The 16988-nt window shown below is 72.8% G+C and carries 16 protein-coding genes; 9 read left to right on the plus strand and 7 right to left on the minus strand.

Going from position 1 to position 16988, the window contains the following annotated elements; all coding sequences use genetic code 11:
• Positions 1-4: 4 nt before the first annotated feature.
• Positions 5-1279 carry an efflux RND transporter periplasmic adaptor subunit gene (locus N5D62_RS25705; protein ID WP_279760877.1) on the minus strand — a complete coding sequence of 425 codons (1275 nt, stop codon included), beginning with the start codon at positions 1277-1279 and terminating at the stop codon, positions 5-7.
• Between the two features lie 210 nt (positions 1280-1489).
• Here N5D62_RS25705 and N5D62_RS25710 point away from each other — a divergent pair, with 210 nt between their 5' ends.
• From N5D62_RS25710 to ampC, 3 genes are all read left to right on the plus strand, one after another.
• Positions 1490-2881, plus strand: coding sequence for an ATP-binding protein (locus tag N5D62_RS25710; RefSeq protein ID WP_279760878.1), 1392 nt, complete (start codon positions 1490-1492; stop codon positions 2879-2881).
• A complete protein-coding gene (locus N5D62_RS25715; protein ID WP_279760879.1) occupies positions 2874-3623 on the plus strand; it encodes a response regulator in 750 nt (249 codons plus the stop codon). Before N5D62_RS25710 ends, N5D62_RS25715 begins: the two co-directional genes overlap by 8 nt.
• A gap of 224 nt (positions 3624-3847) precedes the next feature.
• On the plus strand, positions 3848-5044 hold the full coding sequence (gene ampC / locus N5D62_RS25720; RefSeq protein WP_279760880.1) for a class C beta-lactamase: 1197 nt from the start codon (positions 3848-3850) through the stop codon (positions 5042-5044).
• A gap of 61 nt (positions 5045-5105) precedes the next feature.
• Here ampC and N5D62_RS25725 read toward each other — a convergent pair whose 3' ends face one another.
• Positions 5106-5522, minus strand: coding sequence for a DUF5329 domain-containing protein (locus N5D62_RS25725; protein WP_279760881.1), 417 nt, complete (start codon positions 5520-5522; stop codon positions 5106-5108).
• A 178-nt stretch (positions 5523-5700) separates the two neighbouring features.
• Between N5D62_RS25725 and chrA the strand changes: the two genes are divergently transcribed.
• Positions 5701-7044 (plus strand): chromate efflux transporter, encoded by a 1344-nt coding sequence (chrA, locus tag N5D62_RS25730; RefSeq protein ID WP_279760882.1) that lies wholly within the window; start codon positions 5701-5703, stop codon positions 7042-7044.
• A gap of 96 nt (positions 7045-7140) precedes the next feature.
• On the opposite strand, the gene N5D62_RS25735 is transcribed toward chrA, so the two are convergent.
• On the minus strand, positions 7141-7545 hold the full coding sequence (locus tag N5D62_RS25735; RefSeq protein ID WP_279760883.1) for a MerR family transcriptional regulator: 405 nt from the start codon (positions 7543-7545) through the stop codon (positions 7141-7143).
• An 80-nt stretch (positions 7546-7625) separates the two neighbouring features.
• Between N5D62_RS25735 and N5D62_RS25740 the strand changes: the two genes are divergently transcribed.
• Together N5D62_RS25740 and N5D62_RS25745 are read left to right on the plus strand one after the other, a co-directional pair.
• Positions 7626-8915, plus strand: coding sequence for an NADH:flavin oxidoreductase/NADH oxidase family protein (locus N5D62_RS25740; RefSeq protein WP_279760884.1), 1290 nt, complete (start codon positions 7626-7628; stop codon positions 8913-8915).
• A gap of 39 nt (positions 8916-8954) precedes the next feature.
• Positions 8955-10496, plus strand: coding sequence for a 3-deoxy-D-arabino-heptulosonate 7-phosphate synthase (locus N5D62_RS25745; RefSeq protein WP_279760885.1), 1542 nt, complete (start codon positions 8955-8957; stop codon positions 10494-10496).
• A gap of 32 nt (positions 10497-10528) precedes the next feature.
• Here N5D62_RS25745 and N5D62_RS25750 read toward each other — a convergent pair whose 3' ends face one another.
• From N5D62_RS25750 to N5D62_RS25765, 4 genes are read right to left on the minus strand one after another with little or no spacing between them, the layout of a single operon-like run.
• Positions 10529-11155 (minus strand): chemotaxis protein CheX, encoded by a 627-nt coding sequence (locus tag N5D62_RS25750; RefSeq protein ID WP_279760887.1) that lies wholly within the window; start codon positions 11153-11155, stop codon positions 10529-10531.
• Positions 11145-11522 (minus strand): response regulator, encoded by a 378-nt coding sequence (locus N5D62_RS25755; RefSeq protein ID WP_279760888.1) that lies wholly within the window; start codon positions 11520-11522, stop codon positions 11145-11147. Before N5D62_RS25755 ends, N5D62_RS25750 begins: the two co-directional genes overlap by 11 nt.
• A complete protein-coding gene (locus N5D62_RS25760; RefSeq protein WP_279760890.1) occupies positions 11515-13146 on the minus strand; it encodes a sensor domain-containing diguanylate cyclase in 1632 nt (543 codons plus the stop codon). The genes N5D62_RS25755 and N5D62_RS25760 overlap by 8 nt, the downstream gene beginning before the upstream one ends.
• Complete coding sequence (locus tag N5D62_RS25765; RefSeq protein WP_279760891.1) at positions 13127-13534, minus strand: molybdopterin-dependent oxidoreductase; 408 nt, start codon at positions 13532-13534, stop codon at positions 13127-13129. The genes N5D62_RS25760 and N5D62_RS25765 overlap by 20 nt, the downstream gene beginning before the upstream one ends.
• A gap of 443 nt (positions 13535-13977) precedes the next feature.
• Between N5D62_RS25765 and N5D62_RS25770 the strand changes: the two genes are divergently transcribed.
• The 3 genes from N5D62_RS25770 to N5D62_RS25780 form a co-directional block, all read left to right on the plus strand.
• Entirely contained in the window at positions 13978-14400 is a 423-nt protein-coding gene (locus tag N5D62_RS25770; protein ID WP_279760892.1) for a BlaI/MecI/CopY family transcriptional regulator, read from the plus strand.
• Complete coding sequence (locus tag N5D62_RS25775) at positions 14393-15667, plus strand: M56 family metallopeptidase (RefSeq protein WP_279760893.1); 1275 nt, start codon at positions 14393-14395, stop codon at positions 15665-15667. Before N5D62_RS25770 ends, N5D62_RS25775 begins: the two co-directional genes overlap by 8 nt.
• Before the next feature lie 25 nt (positions 15668-15692).
• A partial coding sequence (locus tag N5D62_RS25780) for a M56 family metallopeptidase (RefSeq protein ID WP_279760894.1) occupies positions 15693-16988 on the plus strand: 1296 nt, incomplete at its 3' end.

Below are 16988 nucleotides of genomic sequence, written 5' to 3' on the forward strand. Positions count from 1 at the left end.
GGCGTCAGCGTCCCGCGCCCGAGGCGGTCGCCGCGGTCGCCGCGACCGCTGCGCCCGATGCTGCCGTGCCGCCCTGCCCGGCCGTCGCCGCGGCGGCCTTCTTCGTCCCCGCCGGCACCGGCGTCACCGCCTGGCCGGCGCGCACGCGCTGCAGGCCCTCGATGGCGAGCTTGTCGCCGGGCTTCAGGCCGCTGGCGACCAGCCACTGGTTGCCGACCGCGCGGGTCAGCACCAGCGGGCGCAGCTGCAGCTTGTTCTCCGGGCCGACCACCAGCGCGGTGGCGTCGCCGGTGGGCGAGCGGGTCACGCCCTGCTGCGGCACCAGCACGACGCCGCTGTCGACGCCGGCCAGCAGCTTGGTGCGGACCACCATGCCGGGCAGCAACGTGCCGTCCGGGTTGGGCACGATCGCGCGCAGCGTGACCGCGCCGGTGCCGCGGTCCACCGTCACGCCGCTGAACTGCAGCGTGCCGGGGCGGGCGTACTCGCTGCCGTCCTCCAGGACCAGCCGCACCTGGCGGCTGCCGCTGCGGGCGTCGAGCTGGCGGCGCAGCGCCAGGATCTCGGCGCTGCTCTGCACGATGTCGACATGCATCGGGTCGAGCTGCTGCACGGTGGTCAGCGCCTGCGTCTGGTTGGCGGTGACCAACGCGCCGGCGGTCACCGTGGAGACCTCGATCCGGCCGCCGATCGGCGCGGTGATGCGGGTGCGGTCGAGTTGCACGCGCGCGGCGTCGAGCGCGGCGCGCGCGACGGCGACGTCGGCATGCGCCTGGCGCAGCGCGCTGGCGCTGTCGTCGGCGCTCTGGCGGCTGAGCGCGTCGGCCTTGAGCAGCTCCGCGTCGCGCTCGGCGCGCGTGCGGGCGACGGCGACCTGCGCCTCGGCCTTCTGCAGCGCGGCGGCGGTGCGGGCGCGTTCGGCCTCGTAGGTGGCGGCGTCGAGCTGGTAGAGCGGCTGGCCGGCGCGCACCGTGGTGCCTTCGTCGAAGAGGCGTTTCTGCACGATGCCGCTGACCTGCGGCCGGATCTCGGCGACCTGGCTGGCCGACAGGCGGCCCGGCAGTTCCAGCGCCAGCGGCGCGTCCTGCGTCGCCACGACGATCACGCCGACTTCGGGCGGCGCGCGCTTGACCGCGTCGGGTTTCTTCTCGCCGCAGCCGGCCAGGACCAGCACGGCCACGGCGGCCAGCGCGAGGGCGAGGCTCGCGGGCCCCGGTCGACGCGGCGGGGTGGCGGTGGACAGGGACGCGGGCGCGGGTGTCAGAATCTTCTTCGGCATGGCGGCGCATGCTGTCTCACGAATGTGGAGAGACCTTGAAGAACGCCACGCCCGCGCGGGCTCCGCCCGGCCGGCTTGCCTGTCGCACGGCGGGCCGGTCATCATGCGACCCCGACGCCGCGCCCGACCCCGCCCGTCGGCCTCCGACACCACGACAGCGCGACACGCTGATCCCCCGATACCCCCGGCCCACTCGCCCCGACCTCCCGGATGAAGCTCCCGTTCAACCTCACCGCCCGGCTGTTCATCGCCGTCTTCAGCACCGCCATGGCGGTGGCGCTGGCGATGGGCGTGTTCTCGCACGTCAACCTGAACCGGGACTTCATCGGCTACCTCAACGAGCAGGCGATCAACCGGCTGGAACTGGCGCGGACCAGCGTCACCGCCGGCTACCGCGAGAACGGCGGGAGCTGGGATTTCCTGCGCCAGAAACCCGAGCTCTGGGGCCGGCTGCTGCGGCCGCTGGTGCCGGAGGCGGACATGCCGGCGGTCAAGCACGGGCCGGCGGACCTGACCGGCGCGACGCGGCGCTTCACGCTGTTCGACGAGAACCGCGAGCGGGTGGCCGGCTACGCGGGGCCGGTGGAGCCGACGGTGGAGCGGCCGATCATCGTGGACGGTCTCACGGTGGGCTGGCTGGCGCTGACCCCGATCGAATCGGTCAGCCCGGGCGCGGAGAAGCATTTCTACGACGCGCAGCTGCGCTCGGCCTGGATCGTCGGCGGCGCGGCGGTGCTGCTGGCGGGCGCGGTGGCGTACTGGATCTCGCGGCGGCTGCTGCGGCCGGTGCGCGGGGTCGCGCACGCGACGCACCGGCTGGCGGCCGGGGACTTCGAGGTCCGCGTGCCCGAGACCCGCGGCGACGACGACATCGCCGGCCTGCGGCGCGACTTCAACCAGCTCGCGCTGACGCTGCAGCGCAACGAGGCGATGCGGCGCGAGTTCCTGGCCGATGTCTCGCATGAGCTGCGCACGCCGCTGGGCGTGCTGCACGGCGAGCTCGAGGCGCTGGAGGACGGCGTGCGCAAGCTCGACGCGCAGGCGCTGCGCTCGCTGCAGGGCGAGGTCGCGATCCTGCACAAGCTGGTCGACGACCTGCACGAGCTGTCGATGGCGGACGTGGGGGCGCTGGCGTATCGCAAGTCGGAGGTCGACCTGCGCGAGCTGATCGGCGTGACGGCGGGCGCCTTCGGCGAGCGGCTGCACGGCAGCGGCCTGCGGCTGCAGCTGGACCTGCCGGAGCAGCCGCTGCGCGTGTTCGGCGACGAGCGTCGGCTGCGGCAGCTGCTGGCCAACCTGCTGGAGAACAGCTGCCGCTACACCGATGCCGGCGGCGCGCTGAGCATCAGCGCGCGGCTCAGCGGCGAGCAGGCGGTGATCGACGTGCAGGACACGGCGCCGGGGGTCGGGCCGGAACACCTGCCGCGGCTGTTCGAGCGCTTCTTCCGCGTCGACGCGTCGCGCAGCCGGCGCGGCGGCGGCTCGGGGCTGGGCTTGTCCATCTGCCAGCGCATCGCCGAGGCGCACGAGGGCCGGATCGAGGCCCGTCCCTCGCCGCTGGGCGGCCTGTGGATGCGGGTGGAGCTGCCTGCCCATGGCTGAGGACCGCATCGGGACGGGCGCGGCGATGCCGATGGAACCGGGGCCGGCGCGGGTGCTGGTCGTCGAGGACGAACCCAAGCTGGCGGCGCTGCTGGCCGATTACCTGCGGGCGGCGGGGCATGAGCCGGAGTGCGTGGCCGACGGCCGCGACGTGATCCCCGCATGGACGGCGCGGCGGCACGACCTGGTGCTGCTGGACCTGATGCTGCCGGGTGTCGATGGGCTGACACTGTGCCGCGAGCTGCGGGCGCTGGGGAGCGTGCCGATCCTGATGCTGACGGCGCGGGCGGACGAATCGGACCGCTTGATCGGGCTGGAGACCGGGGCGGACGACTACATCGCGAAGAACCCGTTCAGCCCGCGCGAGGTAATGGCGCGGGTGAAGGCGGCGCTGCGGCGCAGCCGCGCGCACGAGGCCGCGACGGCGGCGGCGGTGGCGGCCTTCGCCGCGGGCGCGGACGCGCTGCGCATCGACGAGGCGGGCTGGCAGGCGAGCTGGCAGGGCCAGTCGCTGGACCTGACGCCGATCGAGTTCCGCCTGCTGCACATCCTGTCGGCGCAACCGGGACGGGTGTACGCACGCACGCAGCTGCTGGACCTGCTGCATGTCGATGGCCGGGAGGTCACGGAGCGCGCGGTCGACAGCCACGTGAAGAACCTGCGCCGCAAGCTCGAACGCGCGGGTGCGGGGACGGACCGGATCCGGTCGATCTACGGCGTGGGCTACCGGTTCGAGCGCTGATCGAAGCAGCCTCTCACGACGACGCCCCGAAGACCCTGACCCCTGGCCGTTCTACCCGGGTCTCGCGGTGCATGGCCTGACCTACCTCTCCACGTCTGTCCCGGCGACGCGTTACGGCCGCACGGCGTAACGCGGCTTTGGTGCACCGCCCTCGGCGCGGCGCCGTTAAGGTCCGCTCGCTCGCCGCGCATGTCGCGCGGCGCGATTCCGACGAGGTTGTTTCGATGCATTGGATTCCCCGTGCCATCGCCCGCGGCGTGGCGCTCGCCACCGCGGGCCTGTCCGTCCTGGGTGCTCACGCGGCGCCGGCCGCTCCGGCCGCCGGCGCCTCCGACCCGGCCCCTGACCTGGCCGCGATCCGCGCCGTCGTCGACGCCGCCATCCGGCCGGCCATGGCCCGCAACGACATCCCCGGCATGGCGGTCGGCGTGACGGTGGGCGGCCAGTCGTATGTCTTCAACTACGGTGTCGCCTCGCGCCAGGCCAGCGATCCGGTCGACGACAAGACGCTGTTCGAGATCGGCTCGGTCAGCAAGACCTTCGCCGCGACGCTGGCGACGAAGGCGGTCGCGGAGGGCAAGCTGTCGCTGAGCGCGTCGCCGGGACGCTACCTGCCGGCGCTCAAGGGCCGCCCGATCGACCGGACCACGCTGCTGCAGCTCGGCACCTACACCGCCGGCGGATTGCCGCTGCAGGTGCCGGAGCAGATCAAGGACGAGGCGGCGATGCGGCGCTACCTGCAGCACTGGAAGCCGGCCTACACGCCGGGCAGCAAGCGCCAGTACTCCAACCCGAGCATCGGCCTGTTCGGCCGGGCCACGGCCGCGGCGCTGGGCCGCGGGTATGCGGACGCGGTCCAGGGCGACCTGCTGCCGCGGCTGGGCCTGCGCGACACCTACATCCGGATGCCCGCCGCCGCGATGGCGGACTACGCGTGGGGCCACGACAAGGACCAGGCGGTGCGCGTCACGCCCGACGTCTACGACGCCGAGGCCTACGGCATCAAGACGACGGCCGCCGACCTGCTGCGCTTCGTGCGGCTGAACATCGACCCGAGCGGCCTGGACGCCGACACGCGCGCGGCGGTCGAGGGGACGCAGGTCGGGTACTTCCAGATCGACGGCATGACGCAGGGGCTGGGGTGGGAGCAGTACCCGTGGCCGGTGCCGCTGCCGCAGCTGCAGGCGGGTAACGCGCTGGCGCGGGTGGTGAGCAACGCGGTGCCGGTGCGCCACGCGGCGCCGGGACCGCGGCTGTTCAACAAGACGGGATCGACGCGCGGCTTCGGCGCGTACGTGGCGTTCGTGCCGGCGCGGGGGATCGGCGTGGTGATACTGGCCAACCGCAGCTGGCCGATCCCGGAGCGGGTGAACGCGGGTTACGAGATCCTGCAGCGGCTGGAGAAGCAGCCGGCGCCATGAACGTCGGCGTCGCGGGGATGCCGACGCATCGGCGTCGCGCCGGAACGCCCCGGCTCGCGACCTAGCGCGAGAACGCCGGCTTCGACGCCGGCGCCGAGGCCGGCTTGCCCCCGCCTCGCAGCGCGGCCAACTCGCGCGTCAGCCAGGTCTTGCTCTCGACCGGCGCCGCGCCGCCGCAGCGCACCAGGTAGGGCTTGCCGCTCATGCTGCTCTGCGACGCGCCACGTTCGATGAACTGCTCGGCCGTCTTCACTAGGTTCTTGTTCTCGAGGTACTCGAGCTTGCGCGCCAGATGCGTCCTCGCCTCGGCCCCCGAGTGCCAGGAACCGTTGCGGCTGAACTCGCAGCCCGACGCCTCCAGGCGCGCGAGCAAGGCGGTCACCTCGGCCTTCGCGGGTGCGGGCAGCGGGTCGGCATGGACGGCGACCGGCATGGCCAGGGAGGCGACGAGCAGAAGCGGGAACAAGCGGGAACGCATGGGCAAGAGGTCCTTCGACGGAAGGCGCGATGTTGCCATGCGGCCCTTGTCGCCACTGCCGGACGAAGGTTCGCTGAGGCACACTCCGCCGCCAGTCGCCGTCGCCGGCAGGAAGCCGCCAGCTTCCCCTGCCTCGCATGGTCCTCTCGGCCCCGCCAGCCCATCGCCAGCACCGCCCATGTCGAGCCCGCCTGCCCCGCTCCCGGACCGCACTGCCCCGATCGCCTTCCGCGACGCCTTCCTCTTCTGGCTGAAGCTCGGCTTCATCAGCTTCGGCGGCCCCGCCGGGCAGATCGCGATCATGCATGCCGAGTTGGTGGAGCGCCGCCGCTGGATCAGCGAACGGCGCTTCCTGCACGCCCTCAACTACTGCATGCTGCTGCCCGGCCCCGAGGCCCAGCAGCTCGCCACTTACATCGGCTGGCTGATGCACCGGACCTGGGGCGGGATCGTCGCCGGCGGCCTGTTCGTGCTGCCCTCGCTGCTGATCCTCGTCGCGCTGTCGTGGGTCTATGTCGCCTTCGGCGCGCAGCCGGCCGTGGCCGGTGTCTTCTACGGCATCAAGCCCGCCGTCACCGCGCTGGTGCTGCATGCCGCGCACCGCATCGGCAGCCGCGTGCTGCGCAACGGCTGGCTGTGGGGCATCGCCGCCGCCGCGCTGGTGGCGATCCTGCTGGACGTGCCCTTCCCGTTCATCGTGCTCGGCGCGGGCGTGATCGGCGCGATCGGCGCCCACTTCGCGCCACGGGTGTTCCTGCTCGGCGGCGGTTCCGCCGCGGCCCAGGCCGCCTACGGCCCCGCGTTGATCGACGACGACACGCCGACCCCGTCCCATGCGACGTTCACGCGGGCACGCCTCGTCCGGGTGCTCGCCATCGGCGCCGGCCTGTGGGTCGCGGCGATGGCCGTGCTCACCGCCCTCTACGGCGTGGACGGCGCCTTCACCCGCATGGGCCTGTTCTTCACGCAGGCCGCGCTGCTGACCTTCGGCGGCGCCTACGCGGTGCTGCCCTACGTCGTCCAGGGCGCCGTCGAGCACCACCACTGGGTGACCGGGCCGCAGATGATCGATGGCCTCGCGCTCGGCGAGACGACGCCGGGACCGCTGATCATGGTGGTCGCCTTCGTCGGCTTCGTCGGCGGCTGGAAGGAACAGGTCTTCGGTCCCGACGCGCTCTTCGCCGCCGGCGCCGCGGCCGCCGCCGTGGTCACCTTCTTCACCTTCCTGCCGTCCTTCGTGTTCGTGCTCGCGGGCGGCCCGCTGATCGAGTCCACCCACGGCAACCTGCGACTGACCGCGCCGCTGACCGCGATCTCGGCCGCCGTCGTCGGCGTGATCGTCAACCTCGCGCTGTTCTTCGCCGGCCACGTGCTGTGGCCCCGGGGACTGTCCCAGCCGATGGACGTCACGGCCGCATTGATCGCCGTCGGCGCCGCGGTCGCGCTGTTCCGCTTCCGTTGCGGCGTGCTGCCGCTGCTCGGCGCCTGCGCGTTGATCGGGTTGGCGCACGCCATGCTCTGAGGCACCGAACCGGCGTGCCGCGTTCCGCCGTCGTCGTCACCGCCATGGCCATCGCCGTGGCCCGCGGCGCGGCGGGACCGGCCGATCGACGGTCCCTCAGCGCTCCCCGACCGACGACAGGTACACGCCGGGATCGAGGCACTCGCCGGTGCTCCAGCTGTCCGAGCACGCCTGGGCCAGCCGCTCCAGCTCCGCGTCCTGCGCGTCGAGCTCGGCCCGCATCCGGGCGATCTCCTCGCGCCGCCGCCGCAGGCCCTCGAGCACCACCTCATGCGGCACCCGGCCGTCGGACTCCTGCGCGAACGCCCGCCGCAGGCTGTCCAGCGAGAACCCCAGCCGCTGCGACAGCTGGATGAACTGCAGCCGCTCCAGCGCGGCCGGGCCGTACTCGCGATACCCGTTGGCGCCCCGATGGCCCTGCGGCAGCAGGCCGCTGGCCTCGTAGAACCGGATCGCCGATGTCTTGATGCCCAGTTGTTTCGCCAGTTCCCCGATCCGCATGCCTGACCCCTTGACCTTCAACTCAACTTGAAGCTTACGCTGCGACCCTCTTCCCTTTCAAGCCAGGACAGCCCCTCGCCATGCCGAACGCGCCGACCACCGCCTCCGCCGCCTCCCCCACCGCTTCCGCGGTCGCCCTGCACCAGCCGCTGGTCCTGCCCAACGGCCAGACGCTGAAGAACCGCCTGGCCAAGGCCGCGATGGAGGAAGCGCTCGCCGAGCCCGGCCAACTGCCCGGCCCCGGCAGCGAGGCGCTCTACCGGCGCTGGGCCGAAGGCGGCGCCGGGCTGCTGATCACCGGCAACGTCATGGTCGCGCCCGACGCATTGACCGGCCCGGGCGGCCTGGTGCTGGAGGCCGGCACCCCGCTGGCGCCGTTCCGCGCCTGGGCCCGGGCCGCGCAGACCGGCGGCGCGCGCGTCTGGATGCAGATCAACCATCCGGGGCGCCAGGTGTTCGCCGCGCTCGGCAACCCGGGCTACGCGCCGTCCGAGGTCGCGCTGGACATGGGCAAGCACGGCAAGCTGTTCGCGCCGGTGCGCGCGCTCGATGAAGCCGAGATCGCCACCATCGTCCGCCGCTTCGCCGACACCGCCCTGGCCGCGCGCGAGGCCGGTTTCGACGGCGTGCAGATCCACGCGGCCCACGGCTACCTGGTGTCGCAGTTCCTCTCGCCGCTGGCCAATCGCCGCACCGATGGCTACGGCGGCTCGATCGCGCATCGCGCGCGGCTGCTCCTCGAGATCGTGCGCGCGGTGAAGGCGGTCGCCGGGCCGGGATTCGCGGTCGCGGTGAAGCTCAACAGCGCGGACTTCCAGCGCGGCGGCTTCGACGAGTCCGATGCCCGCGCCGTCGTGGAGATGCTCAACGCCGAGGGCATCGACCTGCTGGAGCTGTCCGGCGGCAGCTATGAGAGTCCGGCCATGCAGGGGCGCACCGCCGATGGCCGCACGCTCGCGCGCGAGGCCTACTTCCTCGAGTTCGCGCAGGACCTGGCCCGGCACGCCCGCATGCCGGTGATGACGACCGGCGGCATCCGGCGCCGCGCCGTCGCCGAGCGGGTGCTGGCCGGCGGCATCGCCGTCGTCGGGCTGGGCACGGCGCTGGCCTACGCCCCCGATCTCCCCGCGCGCTGGACAACCGCCGAAGCGGTGGCCGAGCCGGTGGCCGTGACGTGGAAGAACAAGGTCCTGGCCAGCCTCGCGACGATGGCGCTGGCCAGGCGCCAGCTGCGACGCATGGCGTCGGGTGTCGCTCCGTCGCGGCACCTGTCGCCGCTGATCACGCTGGTGCTCGACCAATGGCGGGCGTCGCGGCTCACGCGCCGCTATCGCGCGTGGCGCGACGGCGCCTTGCAGCCGCAACGCTGAGGCGACACACAATGGCGGCTTCGCCCTCGCCCCGCCGCCATGCCTGCTGTTCCTCCGTTGCTCGCGGACGCGCTGCTGCGCGCCGATCGCCGTTATCGAGCGCCCACGCTGCCGGACTCGCTCGAGGCCGCGCGCCGGCGCGGACCCGCGATCGGGCTCGCCACGGCGATCGAGCACGCGCGCCAGGCGCTCGCCGCCGGGAAGACGCCGGACGAATCGGTCCGCGCGCTGTTCCTTGAGGCGCTCGCGCGGCTGATCGCGGATGCGATGGGGACGGGTCAGGGTCAGGGTCGGGGCCAGGGCCAGGGCCAGGGCCAGGGTCAAGGCCAAGGCCAAGGCCAAGGCCAAGAGGACGATCCTGCCGGTGACGCCGCCTTCCAGGCGATGGTGCTGCGCCACCGCGCGCCGGTCGCCCGCGAATACGCCTCGCTGACCGCGCACGCCGAGCGAGACCGGCGCCAGATCCGCTCGGCGGTCAACGCCCTCGCCCATCCGGCGAAGTCGGCGCGCCGTGCGCCGGGCGAGACACGCGACGATCTCGTGCGCCTGCACGGGGCGGCGCGTGCCCACGATTGGCCGCGTATCGCCGGGCTCTCCTCACGGCTGCTCGATCGGCCCGATGTCCAGGCGGAACCGACGCTGCGCGACGGCCTGGCGCGGCTTCGCGGCGACGAAGCGCTGGCGCGCCTGCTTCGCATCGAGGCGCTATCGGCCAACCCGCTCGTCGACCGCTATCGCGCGTTGTGGGCGCGGCGCGGCCCGTCCGCCGGCACCGAGCAGGCGGCCGAGCACGGCGCCGGCGCGCAGCGTCGCGGCGATGCGGTCGAGGCGCGCGCGACGGCGGCGCTGGCGATGCTGGTCGAACGAATGAATGCGATCGAAGGCGAAGGCCGGTATCGCGTCGGGACCTCGCTGCGCGTGCCGGCCTCGATGCCCGGCGATCCCCAGCGCGCCAAGAGCGAATGGGACGTCGCGCTGCTGCGGCGCCAGGAGAACGACGGCACCCTGGGGCACGCGGGCGACTCCGCCTGGGACCTGTGCCTGCTCGTCGAAGCCAAGGCCTCGGCGGACGCGGCGACCACCGACCTGCCGCGCCTGCTGCGCGGACTCCGGCTGCTGGCCGGTGCGGACATCGACGCGACCTATCCCTTCGCCACGCGCGAGGGCGAATGCCTGCTGAGCGGCGCCTCGCTGCGCGCGCTGCCGACCGAGGAAGACGACCTCGCCCGCGCGGTGCTCTATTGCTGCGACGGTCCGGAGGATCCGCGGCCCCGGCCGCTCAACGCGGCGAGCCGCATGCAGCTGCTGTCGGCGCCGGCCAGCCTGGACTTCGCCGCACGCCTGGAGGACGGCGACGCGCCCGATCCGGGGGCGCGTGACCCGGGCGTACTTGGTCCGGTCGTGCCCGATACGTCGGCACCGGATCCGATGGCGCTCGATCCGGTCTGGCGCCAGTTGCTCGAATCACCCGCCTTCGCGTCGGTGCTGCGCCAGTACCCGACGCTGCGCGTGGTGCGCGAGTTGATGCTGCATCCCGACGACCTGATGGCCGCAGTCCACGACGTGGCCGGGTCGGAGTAGGCCGTCGCCCCCCAGACCTCGGCCCCGCGCGTTCAATGCACCGCCGAGCCCGGCGGCATCGCGTCGCCGACGAAGCGGCGGATCGCGGACTTGAAGTCCTCGAGCGACGTCGTGTTCATGATGAAGATGACGAAGCCCTCGGTGTTGCTCTCGTGCAGGACGAAGCGGATGTGGATGAACATCACCGCGTGGTTCTGCGCCCGCGCGCCGATGATGCGGCGCGCGGTGTCGACCTGCAGCAGCGGCGCCTGCGTCTCGAAAGGCTGCGCGAACAGCTCCGCCAGCGCCGCCATGCAGGCGTTGAGGATGATGTTGCCGACCTCGGTCATCGCGTCGCGCATGAACTCGTCGAGCTGGGACTCCGCCACCGCGTCGCCGGCCATGCTGCGCACCAGCGCGCGGCTGCCGTCCTCGGGGAACACCAGCAGCGCGTCGCCGCCGAACACGCCGCGGAAGGCCTGGCGCACGCTGTACATGCGCTTGTCGTCCTTGGACAGCTTCGCGCCGGCCTGGCCGACGGTCATGAAGCTGATCTCGGGCACGGACAGGATCACCTCCTCGCCCACCAGCTGGCTCATCGCCTGCGCGGACTTGCCCACGCCGATGTTGAGGATCTCCGACAGCGCATCCCGTTGCAGCGGATCCAGGTCAAGCAGCATGACGCCCTCCCTCGGCGAGTTGTACGAGTCGTTGCGCCGTCTCGGCGCTGATCGGCTTGGGCAGGAAGTGCAGCCCGCTGGACGCCGCGCGTTCCTGCACCGCCGCCTGCACGTTGGCGGTCAGCAGCGCGATCGGCACGTCCGGCTGCACCGCGCGGATTTCCTGCGCGGTCTCGATGCCGTCGCGGCCCGGCATGTTCAGGTCCATCGACACGACGTCGAAGCGGTACTGCGCGGCCAGCGCGATGGCTTCGTCGCCGTTGCCGGCCTGGTGCAGCTGCAGGTCGGGGATGAGCTGGCTCAGGAAGTTCTGCAGGATCATGCGGGACATGCGGCTGTCGTCGACGATGAGAACGATCTTAGACATGGTTCGGAATCGGAAGTGGAGGAAGGGAGGCCGGCGCCACCACCACGCGGTCGCGCCCGGCGGCCTTCGCGTCGTAGAGCGCCTGGTCGGCGAGATGCATCAGCTGGTCCAGCGTCTGGCTGTCGGTCGCGGCGGTCCAGGCGAGCTGGGCCACGCCCGCGGACACCGTCGCGCGCAGCGCGCCGCCGGCCGTCGGTCCGAGGTCGGCCTGCCGGATCTGCTCGATGAGCCGCTGCGCGGCGTCGCGCGCCGGCTCGAGCGCGGTCTCCGGCAGCAGCGCGCAGAACTCCTCGCCGCCGACGCGCGCGATCAGGTCGGCCTCGCGCAGCACCGTGCGCAGCAGCTGCGCCACCCGCCGGATCGCCTCGTCGCCGCTGGCATGGCCGTGGGCATCGTTGATGCGCTTGAAGTGGTCGATGTCCAGCATCAACAGCGAGATCGGATGCCCGTAGCGCCGCGCCTGCTCCAGCATCTGCGCGCCCTTGTCGAAGAACGCGCGCCGGTTGTCCAGCCCGCTGAGCACGTCGGTGCCGGCGAACGCGCGCAACCGGTCCTCGAGCTGCTTGTGCGTGGTGATGTCGTAGCACCAGACCAGGTGGGCCAGCCGGCCCTGCTCCACCTCGATCAGCTGCGCCGACAGCGAGACCCAGTCCTGCGCGCGGTCCAGGAACTGCGCCTCGACCGCGTCGACGCGGCCAAACTGCTCGAGCTCGGTGGCGAAGTGCTCGCCATGCGCCGGCGCCTGGAAGACCTCGCGCAGCGCCAGCGGCTGGCCCACCTTGGCGCGCTGGCCGAGCCGGTCCAGGAAGCGCTGGTTGATGAACTCCACGCGGCCGTCCGCGGCGTCGAGCACGGCGACCTCGCTCGGGCTGGCGTCGAGGATGAAGTTCAGCAGCGCCTTGCCCTCGGCCAACTGGCGGGTGCGGCGCTGCACGCGGGACTCGAGCCGGCGGTTCAACAGCCCGCGATGCTGCGCCAGCCGCTGCGTGCGGCGCGCCTGCGCGTACAGGCCGGCGATCATCGCGAGCATCGCCAGCACCAGGCCGCCGAGCACCCAGCTCAGCAGCGCGAAGCGATGGCGCAGGCCCAGGCGCGCGGCGTCGGAGCGCTCGGTGATCGCCAGGTGCAGGTCGACGACCGCCTGGTCCGCGCCGTCGACCATCCCCGGCGCCTCGCGGCGGATCTCGGTGGCCACGGAGGGCGCGGCGCGCTCGTCGGCGCGCACGCGGTCGGCCCAGCGCAGCACCTCGGCGCCGGTGCGCGCCATCCGGTCGCGCGTCGGCGGCGACAGCAGCAGCGGGGACATGTCGTTGCGCGGCGTGTCCTGGTCGGGGCGCAGCAGGCTGACCAGCACTTCCAGGCGCAGGGCCAGTTCCTGCGGCGGCAGGCCGGCGGGCGCGTCGACGGCGCGTTGCAGCTTCTGCAGCTCGCGCTGGACGTTGACCGCGTGCCAGAGGTCCTGGTCCGCGCCGGGGCTGCCGAGCACGCGCACCTGGTGCAGCGTCCACCACAGCGCCCAGCCGGCGGCGACCGCGAGCACCAGCACCGCCAGCAGCATCGGCCGCAGCCAGGGGCCGTCCGCGCCGCGGCGCGAGGCCTTGGGCTTACTCCAGGACGATCTCATGGACCTGCCAGATGGTGCGGTTGATGTAGGCCTGCGTGTTGAGCTCGGCGGGGAAGCGGTCGAACGGGTAGATCAGGATCAGCGGCCCCTTGTCGCGCACGGCGATGTCCTGGCCGTCGCGGCGATAGGCCAGCACCGGGTCGTAGCGCGCCAGGTCGCGTCCGGGGACGTTGACCGCGTAGGCGTTGAGCGCGGTCAGCGAGACCGCCTGCGGCGGCGGACCGGCGAGCGCGACCAGCGCGCTCAGCGGCACGCCTTCCCAGTCGCTGGCGCCGGTCATGCCGAGCGCGGCGGGCAGCGCGGTGCGCAGCCGCCGCGCCGGCAGCCGGCGCAGGTCATCCAGGGTGAAGCGCCATTGGCGGCCGTCGCGGGCACGCAGGAGCAACACGGGCGCCGGGACCGATCGGGTCCGGGCGGCGCGATTCACATCGCGACTGGCCGCTGACGCAGCCATCCTCGTGGCGTCCGCGGTCACTCGGTCCGCGGCGTTCACGGCGTTCGTCAGCGTGAGGAGCGGGCTGACCAGCCACCACCATCCCACACGCCCGAACGAGGGAAAGCATCGTCTCATCGGGGGAACATCCAAGGCCACCGGGGCCGCAGCGGCCACCGGTCATCCCGTTATATCGTCCAGCGAACGCCGGGGTTGACGGGAGGATCCCCCTGGCTGTGGGGGAGATCGGACAACCGCCACACACGAGGGAATGACCTCATAACCAGGGCTCACGGGGTCGATACAAATCGAGGGTTGGGCGGGTCCCGAGTTCCCCGCTTGCCAAATCCGTTTACATCCGTAATCATTCATCCGATTACACGCGTAAACGGATTCGCATGAACGACGGACTCCCCCCGATCACCGACGCCGAGGCCGAGGTCATGGAGGTGCTCTGGCGCTCCTCGCCGCTGTCGGCCGAGGACATCGCCGCCGCGCTCGCCGACAAGCAGGACTGGCAGCTCGCCACGGTGAAGACGCTGTTGAACCGCCTGCTGAAGAAGGAAGCCCTCGTCGCCGAGCGCGACGGCCGGCGCTTCCTCTACGCGCCGCGCTTCCCCCGCGCCGCCTGGGCCAACAACGAGAGCCTGTCGCTGCTGGACCGCCTGTTCGGCGGCAGCCTCGCGCCGCTGGTGTCGCACTTCTCGTCGCAGCGCAAGCTCAAGGCCAGCGACGTCAAGGCGCTCAAGCAATTGATCGAGGACTACGAGGAACGCGCCGAAACGCCTACCCGCGCGAAGCCGGGACGTCGACGTGATTGACGCGCTGCTTCACGGCCTGCTGCGGCAGGCGGCCCTGCTGTCCGCGATCGCGCTCGTGCTGCTGGTGGCGCGGCGGCCGCTCACGCGGCATCTCGGACCCGGCTTCGCCTACGCGGCCTGGCTCGCGCTGCCGTTGCTGCTGCTCGTCGACCTGCTGCCGGCCAGCCGCCCGGTGACCGCGCTCTCCGCCGAGTTCCTCCGCGAGGTCACGCCCGCGCTGGTGCCGCCGGCATCGCTCGTCGCGCCGGCGGTCCCCGCGCGAGAGAACGGCGTCTGGCTGTGGCTGTGGGGCACTGGCGCCTTCGCGGTCGCCGTCGCGATGGCGATGCGGCAGCTCTGGTTCTCCGCCACCTTGACCCGCGCGGCGGACGGCCGCTCCTGGATCGGCGAGCAAGGCCCCGCGCTGATCGGCCTCTGGCCCGCGCGGCTGGTGCTGCCGCCCGACTTCGACACGCGCTTCGACGACGCGCAGCGCGAGCTCGTGCTGGCGCATGAAGCGGTGCATCGCCGCCGCTTCGACAACCACTGGAACGCGCTCGCTGCGGCGCTGTGCGCGCTGCACTGGTTCAACCCGCTGGCCTGGCTGGCCCTGCGCGCGATGCGGGCCGACCAGGAGCTGTCCTGCGACCGCGCGGTGATGCGGCAGCACCCCGGTCGCGAGGCCGACTACGGCCGCGCGCTGCTCAACGCGCTGGCGTCGCCCTCCCCGCTGCAGCCCTGGTCCGGGTGGCACTCGGCCCATCCGCTCGTCGACCGCGTCGCGTTGTTGAGCGCCCCGCCCCGGTCCGCCCTTCGCCGCCGAGTGGGGGGCCTCTCGCTGGCGCTGGTCGCGCTCGTGGCCGCCGGCGTGCTGGTGACGCTGAACTCGGCGACGACGCCGCCGCCCGGCGAGGCCCGCATCCAGCTCGACTTCGAGTTCAGCGTGACGCGCGCCGCCAAGGACGGTGGCCGCGACACCCGGACCTCCCACGTGCGCGCCATCGTGCGCGAGGGCGAGCGCACCTCCGTGTTCCAGGACGCCGGCGACGCGCACACGCCCGCCCAGCAGCTCCGGCTCGACATCGTCGCGTGGCGCCCGAGGCCCGACGATTTCCCACCCCCATCACTCGGCACCATCGACCTGGAGATCGCGACTTTCTACGACGGCAAGCCGTGGTCGACCGAGGACCGGCAGCGGGTCGGCGCCACGCCCACGCAGCTGCGCGTCGAGCCCCTGGACGGCTCGCCGCCCATCATTTCCCGGCGGATCACCGGCAAGGTGCTTTGAGCGCGCGCGAAGGACGACCCATCCCATGATCGATACCCTGCTCCACGCGCTGCCACAAGCGCTCGCTCAGGCGCTGCTGCGCCAGTCCGTGCTGCTCGCGATCGCCGCGCTGGCGCTGCTCGCGCTGCGGCGGCCGCTGTCGCGTCACTTCGGCCCCGGCTTCGCCTACGCGGCCTGGGCGCTGATCCCGCTGCTGCTCGTCGTCGGCGCGCTGCCGGCGAGCGCGCCCGCCACGCGGTTCTCCGCGGAGCTGGTGCGTCAGATCGCTCCGGCGATGGGACAGGCGGAGGAGTCCTCGCTGACGCGGGTCGTACCGTCCTCCGGGACCCTGTGGTTGATGCTGTGGGCCATCGGCGTGCTGGTCGCCTGCGCCCGCATGGTGTGGCTGCAGCGGCGCTTCGGCGCGTCGCTGACGCGGGCCGCGGGCGATCCGCACTGGATCGGCGCGCGGGGTCCGGCGCTCGTCGGCCTGTGGCCGCCGCGCCTCGTGCTGCCGCCCGACTTCGAGCAACGCTTCGACGCGCGTCAACGCCCGCTGGTGCTGGCGCACGAGGCGGTCCACCGCCGCCGCTGCGACAACCACTGGAACGCGCTCGCCGCCGCGCTGTGCGCGCTGCACTGGTTCAACCCGCTGGCCTGGCTGGCCCTGCGCGCGATGCGCATCGACCAGGAGCTGTCCTGCGATCACGCCGTGATGCGCGCCCATCCCGGCCGCGAGGCCGATTACGGCCGCGCGCTGCTGCGCGCGCAGCAGTCCCCGTCTTCGCTCCAGCCGTGGTCCGGCTGGGGCTCGTCCCATCCGTTGATCGAAAGAGTCGCCATGCTCGCTGTCCGTCCTCGTTCCCCCGCCCGCCGGCTGTTCGGCGCCGGTGCCCTCGTGCTGCTGGGCCTCGGCGCGGCCGGCGTCGTGCAGGCGGTGAACGCCGTCGCGCCCGCGCCCAACGGCGAGCTCATCGGCCTGGAGATGGCGATCCAGTTCAACCATCGCGTCGACGGCGTGATCCGCGACCAGCGCCTGGTCCCGCGGCTGCGCCTGGCCGCGGCGGACGGCGAGAAGGCGCTGGTGATCATGAAGAGCGACCAGCAGCCGTCGGCCGGCGGCGAGCCGTCCGAGGCGGAACAGCTGCGCATCGAGGTGCGCCCCAGGCGGGTCGACGCGACGCATGTGCTCGTCGCCTACGACATCCGTGAAGGCGGCAAGCCGCTGCTCAAGAGCGCGGTGTTGGTCGAGGACGGCATCGACGCCGGCATGCACACCTCGGCGGCCGACGACAAGGACACCGAGGTCGTGGTGCGCGTGCGGACCTTCCCGGCGTCGGAG

The organism is Mitsuaria sp. GD03876 (assembly GCF_029840635.1).
Classification (GTDB): Bacteria; Pseudomonadota; Gammaproteobacteria; order Burkholderiales; family Burkholderiaceae_C; genus Roseateles.